The 19,719-nt window shown below is 52.5% G+C and carries 19 protein-coding genes and 1 CRISPR repeat array; of the genes, 7 read left to right on the top strand and 12 right to left on the bottom strand.

Translation table 11 applies throughout. The features are described 5' to 3' along the window. The first annotated feature begins 134 nt into the window (after positions 1 to 134). Positions 135 to 1,904, top strand: a complete 1,770-nt coding sequence (locus F1379_RS01745; RefSeq protein WP_150265661.1) for an ABC transporter ATP-binding protein — start codon at positions 135 to 137, stop codon at positions 1,902 to 1,904. Continuing rightward, positions 1,897 to 3,672 carry an ABC transporter ATP-binding protein gene (locus F1379_RS01740; protein ID WP_150265659.1) on the top strand — a complete coding sequence of 592 codons (1,776 nt, stop codon included), beginning with the start codon at positions 1,897 to 1,899 and terminating at the stop codon, positions 3,670 to 3,672. The genes F1379_RS01745 and F1379_RS01740 overlap by 8 nt, the downstream gene beginning before the upstream one ends. Before the next feature lie 911 nt (positions 3,673 to 4,583). Here F1379_RS01740 and F1379_RS01735 read toward each other — a convergent pair. Beyond that, a complete protein-coding gene (locus tag F1379_RS01735) occupies positions 4,584 to 5,336 on the bottom strand; it encodes an MBL fold metallo-hydrolase (RefSeq protein WP_150265656.1) in 753 nt (250 codons plus the stop codon). Positions 5,337 to 5,466: 130 nt separating this feature from the next. On the opposite strand from F1379_RS01735, the gene F1379_RS01730 reads away from it, so the two are divergent. Then, the gene (locus tag F1379_RS01730; protein ID WP_150265654.1) at positions 5,467 to 5,895 is read left to right on the top strand and encodes an Lrp/AsnC family transcriptional regulator; all 429 of its coding nucleotides are present in this window, start codon (positions 5,467 to 5,469) and stop codon (positions 5,893 to 5,895) included. A 94-nt stretch (positions 5,896 to 5,989) separates the two neighbouring features. On the opposite strand, the gene F1379_RS01725 is transcribed toward F1379_RS01730, so the two are convergent. Next, positions 5,990 to 6,862 (bottom strand): DMT family transporter, encoded by an 873-nt coding sequence (locus F1379_RS01725; RefSeq protein ID WP_150265652.1) that lies wholly within the window; start codon positions 6,860 to 6,862, stop codon positions 5,990 to 5,992. Between the two features lie 230 nt (positions 6,863 to 7,092). Here F1379_RS01725 and F1379_RS01720 point away from each other — a divergent pair, with 230 nt between their 5' ends. Beyond that, a complete protein-coding gene (locus F1379_RS01720; protein WP_150265650.1) occupies positions 7,093 to 7,731 on the top strand; it encodes a pentapeptide repeat-containing protein in 639 nt (212 codons plus the stop codon). 28 nt (positions 7,732 to 7,759) lie between these two features. Here the strand turns inward: F1379_RS01720 and F1379_RS01715 are convergent, their stop codons facing one another. Then, positions 7,760 to 8,242, bottom strand: coding sequence for a SprT family protein (locus tag F1379_RS01715; protein WP_150265886.1), 483 nt, complete (start codon positions 8,240 to 8,242; stop codon positions 7,760 to 7,762). Positions 8,243 to 8,377: 135 nt separating this feature from the next. Between F1379_RS01715 and F1379_RS01710 the strand changes: the two genes are divergently transcribed. Beyond that, positions 8,378 to 8,737 (top strand): hydrolase/acyltransferase, encoded by a 360-nt coding sequence (locus F1379_RS01710; RefSeq protein WP_150265884.1) that lies wholly within the window; start codon positions 8,378 to 8,380, stop codon positions 8,735 to 8,737. Positions 8,738 to 8,824: 87 nt separating this feature from the next. Further along, complete coding sequence (gene cmpA, locus F1379_RS01705; protein ID WP_150265648.1) at positions 8,825 to 8,962, top strand: cortex morphogenetic protein CmpA; 138 nt, start codon at positions 8,825 to 8,827, stop codon at positions 8,960 to 8,962. Positions 8,963 to 9,049: 87 nt separating this feature from the next. On the opposite strand, the gene F1379_RS29930 is transcribed toward cmpA, so the two are convergent. After that, entirely contained in the window at positions 9,050 to 9,217 is a 168-nt protein-coding gene (locus F1379_RS29930; RefSeq protein WP_203457005.1) for a hypothetical protein, read from the bottom strand. Between the two features lie 78 nt (positions 9,218 to 9,295). Next, on the bottom strand, positions 9,296 to 9,790 hold the full coding sequence (locus tag F1379_RS01700; protein ID WP_150265646.1) for a DinB family protein: 495 nt from the start codon (positions 9,788 to 9,790) through the stop codon (positions 9,296 to 9,298). Between the two features lie 186 nt (positions 9,791 to 9,976). Between F1379_RS01700 and F1379_RS01695 the strand changes: the two genes are divergently transcribed. Continuing rightward, positions 9,977 to 10,564, top strand: coding sequence for a CGNR zinc finger domain-containing protein (locus F1379_RS01695; RefSeq protein ID WP_338046054.1), 588 nt, complete (start codon positions 9,977 to 9,979; stop codon positions 10,562 to 10,564). A gap of 39 nt (positions 10,565 to 10,603) precedes the next feature. On the opposite strand, the gene F1379_RS01690 is transcribed toward F1379_RS01695, so the two are convergent. The 7 genes from F1379_RS01690 to cas5c all read right to left on the bottom strand — a co-directional run bounded on the left by F1379_RS01690 (position 10,604) and on the right by cas5c (position 19,704). Beyond that, positions 10,604 to 10,903: a histidine phosphatase family protein gene (locus F1379_RS01690; protein WP_150265644.1), complete on the bottom strand. Its 300-nt coding sequence runs from the start codon at positions 10,901 to 10,903 to the stop codon at positions 10,604 to 10,606. A gap of 6 nt (positions 10,904 to 10,909) precedes the next feature. After that, positions 10,910 to 13,930: direct repeats of the CRISPR family, unit length 33 nt; unit sequence ATTTCAATCCACGCACTCCATACGGAGTGCGAC. Between the two features lie 191 nt (positions 13,931 to 14,121). Beyond that, positions 14,122 to 14,412, bottom strand: coding sequence for a CRISPR-associated endonuclease Cas2 (gene cas2, locus F1379_RS01685; protein ID WP_150265641.1), 291 nt, complete (start codon positions 14,410 to 14,412; stop codon positions 14,122 to 14,124). A 10-nt stretch (positions 14,413 to 14,422) separates the two neighbouring features. After that, on the bottom strand, positions 14,423 to 15,454 hold the full coding sequence (gene cas1c, locus F1379_RS01680) for a type I-C CRISPR-associated endonuclease Cas1c (RefSeq protein WP_150265639.1): 1,032 nt from the start codon (positions 15,452 to 15,454) through the stop codon (positions 14,423 to 14,425). After that, complete coding sequence (gene cas4, locus F1379_RS01675) at positions 15,451 to 16,110, bottom strand: CRISPR-associated protein Cas4 (RefSeq protein WP_150265637.1); 660 nt, start codon at positions 16,108 to 16,110, stop codon at positions 15,451 to 15,453. Before cas4 ends, cas1c begins: the two co-directional genes overlap by 4 nt. Beyond that, positions 16,097 to 16,966 carry a type I-C CRISPR-associated protein Cas7/Csd2 gene (cas7c, locus tag F1379_RS01670; RefSeq protein WP_150265635.1) on the bottom strand — a complete coding sequence of 290 codons (870 nt, stop codon included), beginning with the start codon at positions 16,964 to 16,966 and terminating at the stop codon, positions 16,097 to 16,099. Before cas7c ends, cas4 begins: the two co-directional genes overlap by 14 nt. Further along, positions 16,967 to 18,985 (bottom strand): type I-C CRISPR-associated protein Cas8c/Csd1, encoded by a 2,019-nt coding sequence (gene cas8c, locus F1379_RS01665; protein WP_150265633.1) that lies wholly within the window; start codon positions 18,983 to 18,985, stop codon positions 16,967 to 16,969. Then, positions 18,982 to 19,704, bottom strand: a complete 723-nt coding sequence (gene cas5c, locus F1379_RS01660) for a type I-C CRISPR-associated protein Cas5c (protein WP_150265631.1) — start codon at positions 19,702 to 19,704, stop codon at positions 18,982 to 18,984. The genes cas8c and cas5c overlap by 4 nt, the downstream gene beginning before the upstream one ends. Positions 19,705 to 19,719 lie beyond the last annotated feature (15 nt).

Genomic DNA, 19,719 nt, shown 5'->3' with positions numbered 1-19,719 from the left:
GGGCTCAGTCTGAAACATTTTCGCAAAAGATCGTTCCCGGCATTCATGCTATAATCACCTTAGTTTTTTGTTGGATGGATAAGGGGAAGGTTTGTTCAACAGGAATTTGACAAAAAAAAGAAACAGGTGATTACATGTTCCAACTGAAATGGCTGTGGCACAATCTGGAGGGAGACAGGACGAGGTATATCGCAGCGCTGTTCCTTTCCGTCATCGGCTGTACGATGACTATCATCAATCCGTACATCAGCCAACAGATCGTCGACACGTTCATTGCCGGCGATGATGCGGTACAGAATCTGACGGATAAGCGCGGGCTGCTGATCGGTCTCGCTCTGGCCATGGTCGGATTCTCGCTGCTGCGCACAGGTCTGGCCTATCTGACGACAATGCAGTATGAAATTTCTTCGCAAAACATGCTTTACCGGGTCCGTATCTTCCTGTACAACAAGATTCAGAACCAGGATATGGGCTACTATGACCGCAATCGTACCGGCGACCTGATGACCAAAATGACGGGCGACCTCGATATGGTCCGGCATTCCATGGCGTGGATCATCAAGACGATCATCGAATCGCTGACGATTTTCCTGGCCGCGGTTATTTACTTCTTTACTATTGATGTAGAGCTGACGCTCTGGCTGCTGATTCTCTCGCCTCCTATATTTATAGTAGCGTATTTATTCGCCAAGCGTGTGCGGCCGATGTATATAGACCTGCGGGAACGTCTATCCCAGCTCAATACAATCACCCAGGAGAACATCTCCGGCAACCGGGTGGTCAAGGCCTTCGCCCGCGAAGATTACGAAATCGAGAAATTCACCGAGAAGAATGTGGAGTATTCCAAAGCCAACAAGACCGCAGCAATGGTCTGGCTTGATTATTTCCCGTACCTTGAGACCTTTGCAAACGGCTTCAGCGTGATTCTGATGATTGCAGGCGGGTTCTTCGTGATGAACGGACGCATCACCTTCGGGGAGTTCGCCGCTTTCTCGTCCCTCATCTGGGGTCTGGCGAATCCGATGCGCAATATCGGGATTATTATTAATGATATTCAGCGGTTCTTCGCCAGCTTGGCCAAAATCGTTGAGGTCTACTATTCCCGGCCTAACATCGTCAACAACCACAGCACAACGGACACGCGCCGTTATGACGGACATATTGAATTCGATCATGTCAGCTTTAAATATGACAACAAGCTGGTCCTGGATAATGTAAGCTTCACGATTGAAGCAGGTGAAACCGTTGCCATCATGGGCTCTACCGGCTCGGGCAAAACCTCGCTCATCAACCTGATCCCGCGTTTCTATGATGTCGCCAAGGGTCAGGTGCTGGTGGACGGCCATGATGTCCGCAAGCTGGAGCTGGATGAGCTGCGCAGCAACATCGGCATCGCCACCCAGGATGTGCTGCTCTTCTCCGACACCATTGACGGCAACATTGCCTACGGTGATCCGGAGCTGCCGGAAGCGGAAACGGTGCATTACGCCGAGCTCGCCGCAGCACACAGCTTCATTACCAAGATGCCGGAAGGCTACGATACGATTGTCGGCGAACGCGGCGTCGGCCTGTCCGGCGGTCAGAAGCAGCGGATCGCCCTCGCCCGGGCGCTGGCGGTGGGCCGTCCGATCCTGATTCTGGACGACACAACATCGGCAGTCGACCTGGAGACCGAGGAGCATATCCAGAAGAGTCTGCGCGAGCTTGAATTCCCGTGCACCAAGATCATTATCGCCCAGCGCGTGTCCACCACCGCCGAAGCGGACCGCATCCTGATCCTCGACAACGGACGGCTGATCGAAGAAGGCACGCACACCGAGCTGCTGGCTAAACGCGGCTATTATTATGATGTATTTATGCTGCAGAACGAAGGGATTGGAAGAGGGGTGAACACCCGTGGCTAGAAATAAATTCGACATTGACGAGAATCTGGAATCACCGTTTGACATCAAGCATTTCCGCCGCGCGATGGTTTATATAAGGCGTCAGCAGAAGCCGATGATTATCGCCTTTGTACTGAGCGCCCTGTCTGCCGCGATTGCACTGTCGGCGCCGCTGATCATGCAGCATGTCGTCGACGTAACCATTCCGGACAAGGACGGAGGGGCACTGGTCGGCTGGTCTCTGCTCATGCTGGCGACCATCGTGGTCAGCGTCATCCTGGCGACGATCCGCTCGCGCATTATGACGCGGGTGGGCCAGGATATTATTTTTGACATCCGTACCGACTTATTCACGCATCTGCAGCGGCTGCCGTTCAAGTATTACGATGACCGCCCGCAGGGCAAGATTCTGATCCGTGTCGTCAACTATGTCAACTCGGTATCGGATGTACTCTCGAACGGTATCATCAACTTTATTCTGGAAATCGTGAACCTGATCTTTATCGCCGCCTTTATGTTCGCTGTCGACGTGAAGCTGTCGCTGGTCACGCTGGCCGGACTGCCGGTCTTCCTCGGTGTCATGCTGCTGATCAAGACCAGACAGCGCCGGGCCTGGCAGGCTGTATCCAACAAGAGCTCCAACCTGAACGCCTATATGCAGGAGAGCATCAGCGGTATCCGTGTTACACAGATTTTCACGCGTGAGACACGCAATGAAGGCATCTTCACCCGCCTGGCCGGCAATTTCCGCAAGGAGTGGATGCGGGCGCTGCGCTACAATGCGCTGATTCCGTTCACAGTCGATAACCTGGCGACAGGGGTAACGACAGCCATCTATCTGGTCGGCTTGCTGACACTGAGTCCGGCGGATGTGACCTTCGGGGTCATCCTGGCCATGAGCAGCTACGCGGCCCGCTTCTGGCAGCCGATTCTCAACCTGTCGAACCTGTACAACAGCTTCATCAATGCCGTGGCTTATCTGGAGCGTATCTTCGAGACGCTGGATGAACCGGTAACCGTCAGCGACATTCCGGGAGCCAAGGCGCTGCCGCAGGTGGCGGGCCGGGTGACTTTTGATGATGTAACCTTCGCCTATGATCCGGGCCTCAACATTCTGGAGAATCTGTCCTTCGATGTGAAACCTGGTGAGAGTGTCGCTCTGGTCGGTCCGACAGGCGCCGGGAAGACAACGGTGGTCAATCTGATCTCCCGCTTCTATAATCTGACTGGCGGAAAAATCGAAGTCGACGGGCATGACATTTCCCAGGTAACGCTCGATTCGCTGCGTAGCCAGATGGGGATTATGCTGCAGGACAGCTTTATTTTCTCCGGGACGATTCTCGACAACATCCGGTACGGGCGTCTTGACGCCACCGAGGAAGAAATTATCGCCGCGGCCAAGACGGTCTGCGCCGATGAGTTCATCCGCGAATTCCCGGAAGGCTATATGACGGAGGTCAACGAACGCGGCTCCAAGCTGTCCCAGGGACAGCGGCAGCTGATCTCGTTCGCTCGCACGCTGCTCGCCGATCCGCGGATCCTGATTCTCGACGAGGCTACCTCCTCGATCGACGCCAAGACCGAGCGGCTGCTGCAGCAGGGCTTGAACGAGCTGCTCAAAGGACGCACCTCGTTCATCATTGCGCACCGCCTCTCGACGGTGAAGAACTGCGACCGCATCATGTACATTGCGGACAAGGGCGTGGCCGAATCCGGCTCGCATGACGAGCTGATCGCCCGCCGTGGCCTGTACTACCGCCTGCACTCCGCGCAGAAGATGGAGGCGTAAGCTATCTCTGCTCGCGCCAAGCAAGAGATGGCGGAGGCTACCTGCCCGTGCCGGGCAGGAGATGGCGGCGTGGGCTACCTGCCCGTGCCGGGCAGGAGATGGCGACGTGGGCCCTCCGCTCCTGCTGGGCAGGAGATGGCGGCGTGGGCCCTCCGCTCCTGCTGGGCAGGAGATGGCGGCGTGAGCCCTCCGCTCCTGCTGGGCAGGAGATGGCGGCGTGAGCCCTCCGCTCCTGCTGGGCAGGGGATGGCGGCGTGGGCATCTGCTCGCGAAGGGCAGAAGATGCGGCGCAGCCCCTTCTCCTGTGTCCGGCACGCCGGTAGCGCAAACGCCAACCCTCATATGGAAGCAGCCCCCGGCCAGAAGGCCGGGGGCTTTTTGAGTCGCAAGAAAGCGCCAGGCTGGTAACTATCGGCTGCTAGTAAGCATCAGCGGCTAGTAACATACGAAGCTAGTAACCATCAGCTGCTAGTTGGAAAATCGCAATCTAATTCAGCCGAATTGAAGATTTTCACATATCTAATTGGAAATCCGCCACTTAATTTGGGTGAAAGTAAGCTTTTACCCCGACTTTGACCAAATTAAGTGACGATTATCGAACTAGATTCGCAGAAATCATGATTCGGACAGAATTAGTTGGCGAAAATCCAATTAGTTGGGCGGTGGCGGACATCGGCGGACAGCAGCGGACAGCGGCAGCAGCGAGCACCGGGGATCAGCGGCGGCGAACAGCCGTGGCGAACAGCCGTGGCGAACAGCCGTGGCGAACAGCCGTGGCGAACAGCCGTAGCGAACAGCCGTGGCGAACAGCCGTGGCGAACAGCGGCAGCGACCAGCGGCAGCGACCAGCGGCAGCGACCAGCCGTGGCGACAAGCGGCAGCGACCAGCCGTGGCGAACAGCGGCGAACCCTTACACCCACTCTCCGTCCAGCGGCACCCTCACCCGCTCCAGCAGCCCCTGCTGCTGCAGGTGCTCCTTCAGATGCTTACGCGTCACCAGACAGTGGTTAATCGCGTCCATGTGCACGGCTACGACCGCCGCTTGCGGCGCATACCGGCATACCTCTGCCACATCTACGGCATCCATTGTAATATGGCCTCCTTCCAAGAAGCGCGCCCCTCCGGCATTCAGCACGAGCACCTCCGGCCGGTACGTATCCAGCGCTTCCTTCACCTCTTCGCACCAGATCGTGTCACCGGCTATATACAGGCTCGGCTCGCCGGTTGCCTGAAACACAAACCCGGACACCTTGCCCATCCGCTCCCCGATTTCGCCCGTGCCGTGCCGGCCGCCGGTCCGCCGCAGCGTCACGCCGCGGTACACCGTCCCTGCCGCTTCATCCACAGGTGTTACTCCCGCGAACCCTTGAGCGGCAAGCTTCTCCTGGTCCCCTTCCTGACACAGCAGGGGCGTTTCATGCGGCAACAGCGCAGCTGCCGCCGTATCCCAGTGGTCTTGATGCAAGTGCGTAACCAGCACAGCATCCGGCGCCAGCCATTGTTCCACTGGTTCCGGCAGCGGAACCAGCGGATTATTCAGGCTATTGGCCGTATTTACAATCGGTGGATTTACGCCCTGTCCGCTGAACATCGGATCGATCAGAAAAGTGACCCCGCCATATTCCAGCCAGAGCGTGGCATGGCGGATCAGCTTGATTTTCATCGTTAACACCTCTTCCTTCAGCTTCATCTCTGGTACAATTACAATTATAGGGGTCACCGGCCTTGCCGGGACATAACCCACTGAAAGAGATATGCCCGTTCTAATTTCAAACGGAAAGGAAAATGCAGCAATGACCACCCCGCTCTTCGACGATACGGATTACCGCATTCTGCAGCTGTTAATTGCCGACTCGACCCGCAGCCACAAAGAAATCGGCGAGCTGGTGCATCTGACCGGGCAGGCTGTGGGCGCGCGCATCCGCCGGATGCGGGAGCTGGAGATTATCGAGGGCTACACCATCCGCTGGAATCCGCGCAAGACGGGACAGCACATTCACGCCTTCGTTACCGTATTCCTCAGTTCGAATACTTCCCACGCTCCGTTCCAGCGCTTCGCCCAGGAGCATTCCGGTGTCATTGAGCTGCACCGCGTCAGCGGTGAAGGCTGTTACTGGATGCGGGTGCGCACCGGGAATCAGGAGGAGCTGAACGCTTTTCTCGATGAGCTGCTGCAGTTCGGCAATTACCGGGTAAATCTGGGCATGGCCCAGCTCAAATAAGATCGTGAACCCGGCCAGCTGATCCATAACAAACAAATACCGCCGGCCAGGTGCAAGCAGCACCATGGCCGGCGGTAATCCGCACAGGCAATAATCAGTTATCCCGGATAACCAGAAGCACTCCGCCGAAGATCAGCACCGTACCGGCCCAGAAGGCCAGTCCGATGCTCTCTCCCAGCAGGAGCCAGCCCAGCAGCGCCCCGACCACCGGCTGCACGAAGAAGAACAATCCCCCGCTTGCCGCGTTCAGCATCTGCAGGCCGCGGTTCCACAGCAGAAAGCCGCAGGCGGTCGAGACGACGCCCAGATAGAGCAGCCCGCCCCAGATGGACGGCTCACGCATGGCCTGCCAGTCCAGCTCCGGAAGCCGGCTGAACATCCATGGCGTCAATAGTATCAGCGCCACCATTACGGCATAGGTAGTGACGGTCACCTGTGAATAGCGCCCCGGCACCTTCTTCACGAGCACAGACATCAGCGCCCAGGTCAGCGCCGCAACCAGCAGCGACAACCCGCCCAGACGGTATGAGGGGTCGATGCCCGCTTTCCCGACGATCAGCAGCACGCCCGCTGTAGCAAGAATAACAGAGCCGGCCTTGCGCAGCGTAATCCGTTCTTTAAGGATCATCCATGCGAACACGACCATAAATGCCGGTGTAGTCGCCGTAATAATCGCCCCCGTCTGCGCGCTCGACAACATCGTACCGATCTCCTGGGTAACGATGGACACCGTGTTACCGATTAGCCCGATGGATATTATCAGCGGCCAGTCCTTCCGCGCCACACGCCAGGATTGCTTCGTTACCGCACCAACCGTCAGCAGCGCGACCAGTGCGATGATATACCGCAGCCATACCAGCTCCAGCGGCGGCACCACATCGACAACGACCTTAACCACAACATACATGCCGCCCCAAATGGCAGCGGCCAATGATAAATACAATGAACCCAGCAGCTTGCTTCTCATAAAATGTACCCTCCGTTTGTTTAGAACATGTTCCTTGTCCTTAACGGAGTTGCAGAAATTCCTCCATTAAGGGAGAATAACTGCAGGTACATCGCATTCATATCGTGGCGCAGCCATCATCTGTGATCCACCCGCTTTTTCGTAAAATTTGTTCCATCATACAACAGCCCAAAGACGCCGTACAGCACAAATATTGCAACTGCCGCGCAAGCCCAATTTCGGAGGTACTTATGACTATTAAAATCGACCCGCCCAAACTAAACGAACGGACCGCGCTCGAAGCCCGCGAACTCCGCACCTTGAACGACAGGGATGAGCTCGTCCGCTGCGCGATCAGCGACTGCCACATTGAATATCAGGAGGCGGCCCGGGTCTCCTGTGACAAGGTGATTTTCAGAAATGTAACCATTGCCGAGTCTGCGTTTCCTTCTATTGAATTGACCGATGTGATCTTCGAGAACTGTGATTTATCCAATGTGAAGTTCAACGAAGCCTTCATCCACCGGACCGAGTTCAGACAATGTAAAATGCTCGGAACCGACTTCAGCGATGCACGGCTGCAAAATGTCCGCCTGATCGACTGCCTCGGCGATTTCACCAACTTCCGGATGGGCAGCTTCAAGCAGGTGTCCTTCGAGTCCTGTTCGCTGGTCAGCTCCGACTATTACCGCTGCGGCCTAAGCTCGGTAGCCTTCAGCAAATGCGATATTGACCAGGCCAACCTGGCAGGCTGCAAGCTCAAGGACATCGACCTCAGCGATTGTGATTTCACCGGCTTGCTGGTGGACATTTCCGACTTGCAGGGATGTGTGATCTCTGCGGGGCAGGCGGCTGCTTTTGCCGGATTGCTTGGTCTGGTGATCAAGTAAGCCTTCGCTCACAGGCCGGGAATGGCCGTTATGGCTTGCCCTTCGTCTCTTCAATCGCCAGCAGCTTCAGCTTGCCCGCGCACTTCCCGCAGCGGTAGCGCTTCGGGTCGGGCCTTCGTTTGCGCGGATACTCCATGCCGCAGGCTGTACATACGAGCTTATAGCGGTACGGCAGCGTCCGCCGGGCTTTGTTCCCCGGAAGGGTCTGGCAAAAGCGGCTGCCGCCGACCTGGGCCAGCAAGGTCTTGAAATCGGCATCGCGGTGCATATACCCCCGTTTGGCCAAATGCAGGTGGTAATGGCACAGCTCGTGCTTGATGATTTTCTCCGTCTCCTCATGTCCGAAGATCTCAAGCTGCCGCGGATTGATCTCTATATTATGGCTTTTGACAAAATATCGCCCGCCTGTCGTACTAAGCCTGCCGTTAAAGCTGGCCTTGTGCCGGAACGGCACGCCAAAGCTGCTGAGCGAGATCCGCTCAATCCACTGCTGCAGCTCTTCATTGCTCATGATCGTCATGGCGTTCTCTCACAGGTCCTCTCCGCAGGAATTGGTATCTCTACTGGTAAACTCTCTACTTGAATTGTAACTTGCCCATAGGCTAAACTGTCAAGAAGGAAGACAAGTACGGAGGGAGAATGTGTGATGCCGAAAATGCGGTATGTCATTTTGCAGCAGGGACAGGATTTGCAATTCGTGGAAATGCCGGAGGAATACGCATATCAGCTAAGTGCGCTGAATCTAAGGCTCAACAAAGAAATCGACAAGCTGACGGCCGCCAATGTGCCGGACCTGCCGCTGGCTGTGGCCGAATGTGATCAGCTCGAGCTGCTGCGCGAGGGATATGCTCTGGAATCGGGGCTGGCGTACATTAACCGACTGGAGAAAGCTTTTGCCGCCATTGAGGAGAATAACTATCCGCTGATCGCCCTGTTAACAGAAATCCGCGCGCTGCAAGCACAGCTGGAGCAGTGGTACGAAGAGGAAGCAGAGAACGCGCATTAACCGCAGATCATGGTGGCGGCTGCACCTTTGGGCGCTTTGTTCCATATACTATGGATACACAAGGAAGCATGCAGAGGAGGGGTTCTCTTGCCGCAATGGCTCTGCCATCAGCTTATGAGAGCGTACTATAAGAAAGACCGCCGCCAGATCAAGATGCTCAACGAGTGCTGGTTCTTCTACCGCAACTCCGCCGAAAGCCGCAACAGGATCGAGAAGGACGGGTAATCCCGTCAACCTTAAAAAGCCACGTCTGCCGCTGAGGGCAGCCGTGGCTTTGTTGTTCTCCAGGTCCTTCGGACCCGCTCCATTGCTTTAGAACATCGGGAAGACGTATCTTACCAGGAAGTACAAAATCCCGAAGATAATGATGATATACGCCGCGTACTTGATAAAGGTTGATGCGACAAGGCTGGAATCCGACTTCCGGTGTACCTCTGTCCGTTCCACTTCTACGCTTCTATCCTTGGTGCTCGGTTCCATGTCAATCTCTCCTCTCAGACGCTAAGGTTGGTATAGCATCCATTAACCCGGGATTTTTGACATGAAACGCTCATGAAGTTAGTTAAAGCTCCGGTTCGTCGGCCACGAGCCCTGCAGCTTGCGGACCAGTACAATCTGTCCGGTGTGGTAAGCATCATGCAGAATCAGGCTCATTACCTCTTCTCCCGGGGCATGTCCGGAGCCGCCCCAATCGTAGGCCCCTTCCTCTAGCGCTTCGATGATTTCACGCAATCCGGCATGCACGGTCTTCAGCTTGGCGACAGCCTGCTGCCAGGCTTCTTCGCCGCTCTCGGTCACTGCAAATGTCGCGTCATTGTTCTCCAGATCGGGCAGCTTCGGAAGACCCTTCAGCTTGCGCAGCAGCCGTTCCTTGTAATAGGTCAGATGATTGACTGTTTCCCAGATGGAGTTACCTGCTGCTCCCTGTGGCTTCCAGCTGGCCTGTTCACTGTCGACCCCGTCCAATGCGTCACTCAGCGGCGGCGACCAATCCTCGATGTCCATCGCGTAATCCCAATTTTGCAGCAGCACTTCACTGATTTTGTTGTGCATGTTACACCTCCGGTTAAGTATTGTTATCGTAACGACTTAAACCACATAATAATGGTTACACAAGAAAATGTAGCATATGTAGCGGGTGGAATCAAGTAACTAGCAAACGACTTTTTTACCTGTTACAATTAAAATAAAATTCGGCCGGAAACAGGAGAGGCCCAGCTGTGCATAAAGAGCTGAGTAGTGGAAAGGAAGGATCAGGCGGTGCTCTGGGATGATTACATTAACAGCTATTGGCGGGATTGGCGGACCGGTGACCGCAGCAAGGATAGAGACAAGCTGGAGGATCAGGAGTGGCTGGCCAAATGGCTGGAGGAGCGCTCATTGCAGGCGGGAACGCCGCTGAGTACGGAAGAGCTGGCGCAGCTCAAAGAGCTGCGTAGCCTCCTATGGGAATCCGTGCAGCAGCTGGTGCAGGGCCATCCGCCAGGACAGCAGCTGCTGAAACAGCTGAATGAATATATGAAGGGTGGACCGGTAATCCGGCAGATCACGTTGGCTCCCGAGGGTGAAGCCAGGATCGCCCTGTTGCCGCAGCGGGCCGATTGGGGCCAGGTAATGGCGGAGATTGCGGCTTCTTACGCCGAGGTATTGCTGGAGAAAGAGCCCTGTCGCATCCGCATCTGCGGGAACCCCGATTGCCTATGGGTCTACTATGACGACACCCGCAACCGCTCCAAGCGGTATTGCGACGACAAGCTGTGCGGGAACCTGATGAAGGTCAGGCGGTTCCGGGCGCGGAAGAAGGCGGAGACCGATGGGTCCCCGTGAGGATCATGCGTAAGCTCTTATTTGTGCCATCCTGCTATCCTAATCGCCTTTGCCCCATTCTCTGGTTACCCGGATCAACTTCCGTCCGGTAAACTCCGCCTTGTAAATATCCGGCATGGAGGTAGACTCCCAGAACCGGAATTCATACTGCGGATCATAATAATTCAGCATCAGGGTCATCACGTCACCATGCGTTCCGATCACGATTGCTCCGCCGGGATGTTCCTCCAGCAGCGCTTCAATGACCTTGGCGCTTCTGCTCTGCGCTTCCCTGCTGGATTCTCCTCCGGGGAAGGAGCAGGAGAAATCGCGATAAACCGCCTGCTTCGCATCAGCCATGACCAGATTTCAATTCACGCACTCCGTATGGAGTGCGACTTCATCCGCCACGCCGAACCTCCCTATGCTGAGGTTTTCAATCCACGCACTCCATACGGAGTGCGACCACTAAGCCCACTTATTATGGGGACCTCATAGAAATTTCAATCCACGCACTCCACACGGAGTGCGACGACAACAAAGTCCCGGCCTGCGCCTCCTGCAACGTGAAATTTCAATCCACGCACTCCACGCGGAGTGCGACCGAAAACCCAAACCGAAAACCCAAACCCAAAAAAATTTTAATCCACGCACTCCATACGGAGTGCGACGTCCCGGGAATTGATGACATCACTGTGACTCTGCGATTTCAATCCACGCACTCCACACGGAGTGCGAAAAAACCATTTTTGTTGAGACGTGTATGCCGTGTATATTTCAATCCACGCACTCCACACGGAGTGCGACTTCTTGCTTCAATGTTCGTAGCTACAGCGTTAAGATTTCAATCCACGCACTCCACACGGAGTGCGACTGGATCGGCATCTAAGCAAGATAGAGAGGAAACCGATTTCAATCCACGCACTCCATACGGAGTGCGACAGTAACCATAGGCTAAAATGATTCTTCAGCTACTTATTTCAATCCACGCACTCCATACGGAGTGCGACCATCAGCTGGCGCAGTATCCACTCGAAGAGATTATTTCAATCCACGCACTCCATACGGAGTGCGACGCCAGCACCGATAATGACGGACTATTCGGGCATTATTTCAATCCACGCACTCCATACGGAGTGCGACTAATACTTTGAGTTATACCGTTCCAAGCAAGTCAATATTTCAATCCACGCACTCCATACGGAGTGCGACCCAGCTGCACATCGGGCACAACCTCACTTTGCAATTTCAATCCACGCACTCCATACGGAGTGCGACAATCGGTACAATCCAGAAAACTTTACTCAAAAGCGCATTTCAATCCACGCACTCCATACGGAGTGCGACTGCATCTTCACCACGACGATAAGCAGCGTAGGCTTCATTTCAATCCACGCACTCCATACGGAGTGCGACTGTACAATGGTTACTTTGACTTTTAGCCATAGTGCATTTCAATCCACGCACTCCATACGGAGTGCGACACGCCTGGATCACAGACATACAACGTCAATTATCAATTTCAATCCACGCACTCCATACGGAGTGCGACGGATTTCATTCTTATTAATAGGAGAGATATTAATGATTTCAATCCACGCACTCCATACGGAGTGCGACGCGGTCGATGTGAAATAGGCCATGTTCTCGGCGTAATTTCAATCCACGCACTCCATACGGAGTGCGACTTCTTCCTGCCCGGTGCCTTTCTGGGTGCCAATATTTCAATCCACGCACTCCATACGGAGTGCGACGCGGCCGTCCTCCTGCGCTGATCATGAGATTATATTTCAATCCACGCACTCCATACGGAGTGCGACACGATTCCGACTCAACGCCCCGGAGCTTGTTGTATCCATTTCAATCCACGCACTCCATACGGAGTGCGACGTGAGTACTCCAATAGCCTCTACGATATGATTAATTTCAATCCACGCACTCCATACGGAGTGCGACAACTACCTACGACAACTCCGCATGTGGTTGTACAGATTTCAATCCACGCACTCCATACGGAGTGCGACGCCAGACATTCCATGGTCCGAGTTTGCCGGGTACTGATTTCAATCCACGCACTCCATACGGAGTGCGACTTAGCTCTGGCGGTCGTTATAATAACTTCCGGAAGATTTCAATCCACGCACTCCATACGGAGTGCGACCTGATACTCTTCGCTCATAAGGTGGATGGGATTAATGATTTCAATCCACGCACTCCATACGGAGTGCGACAAATATCTGCGTCTTCTTTAGATATTTAGTTTACATTTCAATCCACGCACTCCATACGGAGTGCGACAGAGTCGATATCTTGCGGATACAATACATCAACGTATTTCAATCCACGCACTCCATACGGAGTGCGACGTTTAATGGCAGACCCACTCTTGATCTTGTGAATTTATTTCAATCCACGCACTCCATACGGAGTGCGACACGCCGGACACGTTGGTCGGTTCATCCTTGGTGGATTTCAATCCACGCACTCCATACGGAGTGCGACGATCTGCTGCAAGATGCCATCAACCACACCACGATTTCAATCCACGCACTCCATACGGAGTGCGACATTCTTGCACCCTGGAGTGCTGCAGGGCGGCCCTATTTCAATCCACGCACTCCATACGGAGTGCGACGTTTGTGAGTTATTAATCTAATTCCGACATGGGATTTCAATCCACGCACTCCATACGGAGTGCGACGTTCCATCGCCATTTACAAGCATGATGTTTCTCAATTTCAATCCACGCACTCCATACGGAGTGCGACGCGATTCTTGCACCCTGGAGTGCTGCAGGGCGGCCCTATTTCAATCCACGCACTCCATACGGAGTGCGACATGGTACTGATGGAGGGCTTTTTGTTATGCTTAATAATTTCAATCCACGCACTCCATACGGAGTGCGACAAGGACGAAGGACATAGCGACGCTGCAAATGCTGATATTTCAATCCACGCACTCCATACGGAGTGCGACCTCATGGCCATCAACCACTCAACAGTGATTTCGTCTTGATTTCAATCCACGCACTCCATACGGAGTGCGACTTGTCCCAGATCCGGCAGCGCTGTAGGCGATGGGATTTCAATCCACGCACTCCATACGGAGTGCGACCGTCAGGTAACCACGAATAGGAGGGATAAGAGCCTATTTCAATCCACGCACTCCATACGGAGTGCGACGGCGGCTCCTGCAGCTCGTCGGGTCTGATCTTGCGATTTCAATCCACGCACTCCATACGGAGTGCGACCAGACGTTGAAGATGCTGATTTGGTGCACATTGATATTTCAATCCACGCACTCCATACGGAGTGCGACTGTCTCAGGATTATGAGTAACTTCCAGCGCACGGAAATTTCAATCCACGCACTCCATACGGAGTGCGACTGCGAAAATCCACCCAACTATTCTCTCATTGCTATAGAACGGGCTGTATTCCGCTTTCATCATTCTATTAATTACATCGTTTCCATCTTGACATTTTTTGTGGTCATAGATTTTCGACAACCATCGACGAATTTCGAGGTGCGAATCTCCCGGGGAATTCATGGGAGCTTGGCATTCGCACCTGAGACTACTCACAAGATCAACGGCCCCTCCATATCATAGGAAGCCTTCGCTCCGATATGTTCTACCTTGGTCTTATGCTTCTCACCCAAATTATAAAACCGCAGGCTATCTGTTTCTTCATCTATTAAATTTTCCAGTTCAAACTTTAACTTACGGAACTCTGTAGCATCAACGATACATTCAAATACAGAATTCTGCACCCGCTGGCCGTAGTCCAAGCACTTCTTCGAGACTTGGGATAGACGTCTTCTTCCTTCTTTACTCTTGGTACTTACATCATAAGTAATCAGTACAAGCAACTTAGACCACCTACTTCCACAGGAATGGCGGATACTCATCCAGATCCCCGCGCAGTGTTCGAGCAAGCAGAAGAGCTTGGGCATGCGGAACGAGCCCCCAGGAAATTTTTTCTTTTAAATAAGGATGGATGATCTTCTCCTGTTTCTTTTCCTGCCAGGCAATCAATACCTGCTTACGGGTTGAGTCGTCCATGATTACGGCGCCATTCTCTTTACGCTGAAACCCCTTGGTCTGAATTTGCTTTTTGTTAATCAAGGAGAGAACAAAGCGGTCCGCATAAATACCGCGAAGCTCCTCCATCATATCTAACGCAAGTGAGGCCCGTCCCGGCCGATCCCGGTGCAAAAATCCCACATAAGCGTCCAGTCCCACACCTTCAAGTGCCGAAGTCATATCATTGGAAAGTAGAGTGTAGGCAAACGACAACAACGCGTTAACGTTATCCAAGGGAGGGCGCTTATTGCGTCCATGAAAGTAAAAGTCTTCTTTTTGTTGAAGAATAAGTTCATCGAACACAGAATTGTATTGAACCGCCGCTGTTCCTTCCAAGCCACGCAAAATATCGAGATCCTCGACATCCCTTACAATCTTCATAATTTCCGATAGGGAAGCAGATATTTTCTTCAACTTCACGACGTCCAGCCTAAGGGCATAGTCCCGAGTAGCGCGCTCCAAAATCCATTTGGCGTTATAAATTTTCCCAAGAATCATATTTCTGGAAAACAAAGCGCTTCTGCGTTGATCGTCGGAAATCCGATATTGCTCTTTGCGCAGAACCACATTCCCCCGGCTCTCGCCTGTCACTCTGGCAATAAAACGTCCATTACGAGTGAGAAAAGTCAGCCCGATGTTGCGCTCAGCGCATGTGCCCATTAAGGCAGGACTTGCACCTGTATATCCAAAAGTACAGATAGCCTCCAAATTATGCAGCGGGTAACGTTGCAGCACCGTCTCCTCTTTTTTGACTACTACATTCTCCCCATCAAGTGACAAATAAGCTTCCGGCGTCGTTACAAACAAGGTATTGAGCAGCTTCTTCATTCGTTCAACCTGCTTTCAATATAGCTGGCAACGCTTCTACGTTCCATCATATGGGGCAGGCAGACCATGTTCAGTGAACAGCTGTCACAATGTGGCCCCGCCTTAGCTTTAGGAGTATAACGCCTTGAGTAATAGCCGTGCATTTCTCGAAAAGTGTCCTGAACTCTTTGGCGGTCAGACTCTGTAATTGGAATTTCAACCCTGTGTTTAATCTCATCATAAAATAAATAGCCTACCGTTATCTCGCAGGCCAGCATTTCCTCCAGACATATGGCTTGGGCAACTAACTGTGAGCGGTCAGAGTCATCTTTCTTTGGCCTACCTCTTTTGTACTCCACGGGGTATGGCAGATAAGTTCCTTCTTCGCCGGAAAGCGGGACCCCCAAGGAGTCCCGGACAAATTCGACCACGTCGCAAATACCGCTAATCCCAAGCTGGCGGGACTGGACCGGAAGAGCACGGACAATCAGTTTATCGCCTCTTTTTTCGCGCAAATGTGCCTGATCTGCTACCCGATGTACATAACTACCTTCAAGTGTTCGCACGTTCTCCGCCCACTGCTGTTCGATGTGAATCAACGCCCACTGCCGCCGGCAAAAATTAAAGTGTTGTATGCCCGACAGCATGAGATAATCGTCTTCGTTATAATCCGTCATACTCATGAACTTCCAGCCCGTCGAGTGGCTCAAGCTTTACTTCGTAGTCTTTAAAAGACTTGGGAGTCGCCACCTCCGGATTCGGCTTAACGTCCAGTGACCGATGTACTTTGGCAGAAGAATATTGCCCGAGTTTGGATTTATGCTCCCACCAGTATACTTTGTGGACTTCCATGCTGCCGTCCGGACGAGCCGAAGAGGTATCATTCTCAAAAAGAGTAATCAATGCTTCGCGAATTTTCTGCGCATCTTCATAGGTAAATCCGGTCTTCTCTGCCAGTTGGGTGTTAATGCTTCCGTAAAATACATACACTCCAAAATCGACGCGGTGCTTCATGCCCATGGTGTCGGAGCCGCGTTTGTCGGGATCGCTTGCCGAGGTTACAGAATTCACACTTTTGGTAATTTGCATACTGCTAATATCGATACGCTCTAAACTAACCGCCGTATGTACAGAAACCGGACCGCGAATGCCAACCGACACATCTGAACCACTAAAAGCAAACACCTGACCGAAGCTGCGCACGTCCATCCAAGAGCGGCAGGCTGCTTCTGCATACAATTCTTTGTTTGCCTTTTTGCCTTTGGCGTGCTCCTGTACCGCCTCGTTCGCATCCACCCGATCTTTGATTGAACGGTAGCTATCATCTCTGCGGTCATCCGATTGCACCAGAATGGACTCTCCTAAATCCTGCAGACGGTTACGAATTTTGCGTTTGATGCAGACATCGGATATTTCGCCGAAGCCATCATAATTTTGCCGTGGACGATTTCCGTTCAGGGGGTCTCCATTTGGATTAGCATTGTGGACAGACAGTACAACAGCAAAGTCAATTTTATGATCCAGTACGGACATTTATATCTCCCCTTCTCTTTGTTCATTTTGGTCTGCTAAATCTACTACCGCATCTGTTATGCTTCCAGTATTCTTGTCCTTTTTACTCGTAAACCAATCGTTGCGCTGACTATAATAACCTAGTAAATACAGCCCGGTTAGCGGCACATCATTGAAATCTTCGAATTTAATCTTTGAGCCAACCTCAACTAGCAATTTAGTATACTTATTGGCTGCTATTCCCATTCTTTCTTGATAAGGTTGGAGATTCGATGCAATTACCTTCCAGGTGCGACACGGATGCTGAGCAAAAGCGTTCATATAACGGATAGCATTAGTTGCCCGCTTCTCTTCCCGTCCTAAAGCTTCCCGTTCCAATATATCTGCAATAGCCAGCATTCTGCCGAATAGATAACTACGATCAGTCGTTTCCGTATTTAAGCCCACCTCAAACCCCTTCCCTTCCTCGTACTTATTAACAAGTGCGCAAGTGATGCTCAGCGTCTTCTCCCATTCCCAGGGCTCCATACCTACCGGATTGGATGCACGCTGGACAGCGCTGCGAACGATATCCTGCGGCACATTTCTGTTCGTCTCCACTATACAAGGCAATATACGCTCCATCAGCCCCTTCACTACCTTGTCGCTTGCACGCGGACCGTAAGCCGCAAAGGCGATATCCCGTGTGGCAGGTGCTCCGACAAAAGTCTGCCATTCTCCGATCCCATTCTTACGATAGCGATGCTGCCAGTAACAAGAGGTATGCCAAGCTTCCAAACGGTTCAAATATTCCTCATGATTCAAATCACGGTAGTAGGTAATGGACATTCGACCCGGTGTAGCTGCATCCAGGATCATAATCGTTACATGTGCATGCTGCTGGCCATCATAACGATAGCCGCCGATTGCTTTCATAATCTGTCTGGTATACGCCTTAAGGGTTGAGTCCCCCATACCTGCCGGCCGTGGAATGCCCGCTGCGCTCTCAACACCGTAAATGTCAAAGTCATCATCCATATCCAAGTCTTCCAGAATGGAATCTACCCCAGCCTCTTCATATAAATCAAGCGTGTCCTGATGCGGCTCCGGCATGTCCAAATTCTGGTTTCCCCACACCAGAAAAACCTTTCCGTCAAGCGTAATGCCTTGCCGGTCGATAAGCCATTTGAGCGCATTATGTCCTTTCTGTGATGCCATGTAGCTAACGGAAGCCGCTTCCCGGCTGGTACGAAACCGCCCGCGATACGTAAAGCCCGCAGAATCGTTGGCCGAAATCAACTTCGATTTATCGCCGGAATGCCGGATACGCGACGTATGCTTTTCCGCGATGGGCAGCACTTCTCCGGTAACGTAACAAATATCCGTATCACTCAAGCTACTCTCATGAAATCGGATAAAGGATTGTTGCACACTTGTATCGCGCCACAACCGGTGCTCTTCGTCGCCTGGAATATTCACAGCAAAACGGATAAAGGCGCTGCTCTGATCACCAGCTAATACATTAAATATCTCAGGCTTTGCTATTGTTTTATCCTCTGAAGGAGCCTCCCACTTTTTAAGCAGCTTACCGTTTCCATCCGTATGCAACACCTTGCGAGTAACAAGGTCAGCAATCAGCGTTCCTCTGCTCACATAGTCATACACTACTTGGACCTTAGGATGACCGTATGGCGAATCACACCAGGCTTTCAGCTGATCCAAGTAATCCTGATATGGCGTTCCCTTGACCTCACCACAATACTGGACATAATCTCCAGCGACATATAGCAGTTTGTCAAAAAGGGGATAAGGCACTGGGGCACTGGTTCTGCTGGCAGCTGCCTCTGTACAAGGAATGATCGTACTGCCTTCCACCTTGTCCCGGACATAGGCCGCGATGAAGTTCCCTTCCTCATCCAGGTGTACTTCAATATGGGCGGTTTGCGTAGTGTGAGATATTGGGATTAGCGCATACTCCCTGCCGTTTGCTTTGCGTTCAAACTGCCCAACCAATTCAATATGGTCATCATAGGTTTGTGTTAGATTGGCCAGCCAACTCATACCGTCTCCCGCCCTTCAAACATCTCTCCATGTAATGAATCAACCATCTGCATGTTATCTCCGCTGAATACTTTCGGCGTTCCCTCTCCGGCTTTACGAATCAGTGAACATTCGTCTGGGGGGTCGAATGAAATGATGCCCTGCTTCATAGTCGCTCTCCATAGTCTAATTTCCCGCTCATTACGTCCAGTCTCATCCGGATAGTTGATGCCGTGAAACATGGTTCCGAAATGAAGCTCCGAAAGACTATCGTATGCGCCCTCTTCTTCACCGAATTGACAAGGCTCAACGTATGCCTGACACTCCCTAGTACCCAAAAAAACATCCCGACGTCCTCCGGCATCCACTGCACGCTTAGCAATATTGTGATGTTTATGCTCATTTCGGTCTGCAGCCAAATCTTCACGGTATGGATTAAAGATGAAATGAGCCTGCACCTGATAGCTTACATCCTTCAGATAAGTATAATAGGCAAGCGTATTGCCGCCTGCATACTCAATAGGACGCATACCCTTGGATTCCGTCTGGATCGGGTTCATAACTCTGACTTTATCAATAATCCAGATCAAGGTCGGCTTCCAATAAATTGACTCCACGATTCCCTTTAGAGCTTGGTATGTCGGCACCTGGTAACTGAACTTCTCACCGCCAAGCTTAGTAAGCGGATCAGTGAACAACGCGTATTTTCCGGATACCTTAAATTCAATTTGATTCCGCATGTTGCTCCTCCTCTC

The organism is Paenibacillus tepidiphilus (assembly GCF_008635795.1).
GTDB lineage: Bacteria > Bacillota > Bacilli > Paenibacillales > Paenibacillaceae > Paenibacillus_AQ > Paenibacillus_AQ tepidiphilus.
This window is presented reverse-complemented; position numbering and strand designations above follow the sequence as displayed.

What these genes read in the sequence shown, in the direction of transcription:
- F1379_RS01745 (WP_150265661.1), top strand. Translation starts at nt 135, where the DNA reads ATGTTCCAACTGAAATGGCTGTGGCACAATCTGGAGGGAGACAGGACG.
- F1379_RS01735 (WP_150265656.1), bottom strand. Translation starts at nt 5,336, where the DNA reads ATGAAAATCAAGCTGATCCGCCATGCCACGCTCTGGCTGGAATATGGC.
- F1379_RS01730 (WP_150265654.1), top strand. Translation starts at nt 5,467, where the DNA reads ATGACCACCCCGCTCTTCGACGATACGGATTACCGCATTCTGCAGCTG.
- F1379_RS01725 (WP_150265652.1), bottom strand. Translation starts at nt 6,862, where the DNA reads ATGAGAAGCAAGCTGCTGGGTTCATTGTATTTATCATTGGCCGCTGCC.
- F1379_RS01720 (WP_150265650.1), top strand. Translation starts at nt 7,093, where the DNA reads ATGACTATTAAAATCGACCCGCCCAAACTAAACGAACGGACCGCGCTC.
- F1379_RS01715 (WP_150265886.1), bottom strand. Translation starts at nt 8,242, where the DNA reads ATGAGCAATGAAGAGCTGCAGCAGTGGATTGAGCGGATCTCGCTCAGC.
- F1379_RS01710 (WP_150265884.1), top strand. Translation starts at nt 8,378, where the DNA reads ATGCCGAAAATGCGGTATGTCATTTTGCAGCAGGGACAGGATTTGCAA.
- F1379_RS29930 (WP_203457005.1), bottom strand. Translation starts at nt 9,217, where the DNA reads ATGGAACCGAGCACCAAGGATAGAAGCGTAGAAGTGGAACGGACAGAG.
- F1379_RS01700 (WP_150265646.1), bottom strand. Translation starts at nt 9,790, where the DNA reads ATGCACAACAAAATCAGTGAAGTGCTGCTGCAAAATTGGGATTACGCG.
- F1379_RS01690 (WP_150265644.1), bottom strand. Translation starts at nt 10,903, where the DNA reads ATGGCTGATGCGAAGCAGGCGGTTTATCGCGATTTCTCCTGCTCCTTC.
- cas1c (WP_150265639.1), bottom strand. Translation starts at nt 15,454, where the DNA reads ATGAAGAAGCTGCTCAATACCTTGTTTGTAACGACGCCGGAAGCTTAT.
- cas4 (WP_150265637.1), bottom strand. Translation starts at nt 16,110, where the DNA reads ATGACGGATTATAACGAAGACGATTATCTCATGCTGTCGGGCATACAA.
- cas7c (WP_150265635.1), bottom strand. Translation starts at nt 16,966, where the DNA reads ATGTCCGTACTGGATCATAAAATTGACTTTGCTGTTGTACTGTCTGTC.
- cas8c (WP_150265633.1), bottom strand. Translation starts at nt 18,985, where the DNA reads ATGAGTTGGCTGGCCAATCTAACACAAACCTATGATGACCATATTGAA.
- cas5c (WP_150265631.1), bottom strand. Translation starts at nt 19,704, where the DNA reads ATGCGGAATCAAATTGAATTTAAGGTATCCGGAAAATACGCGTTGTTC.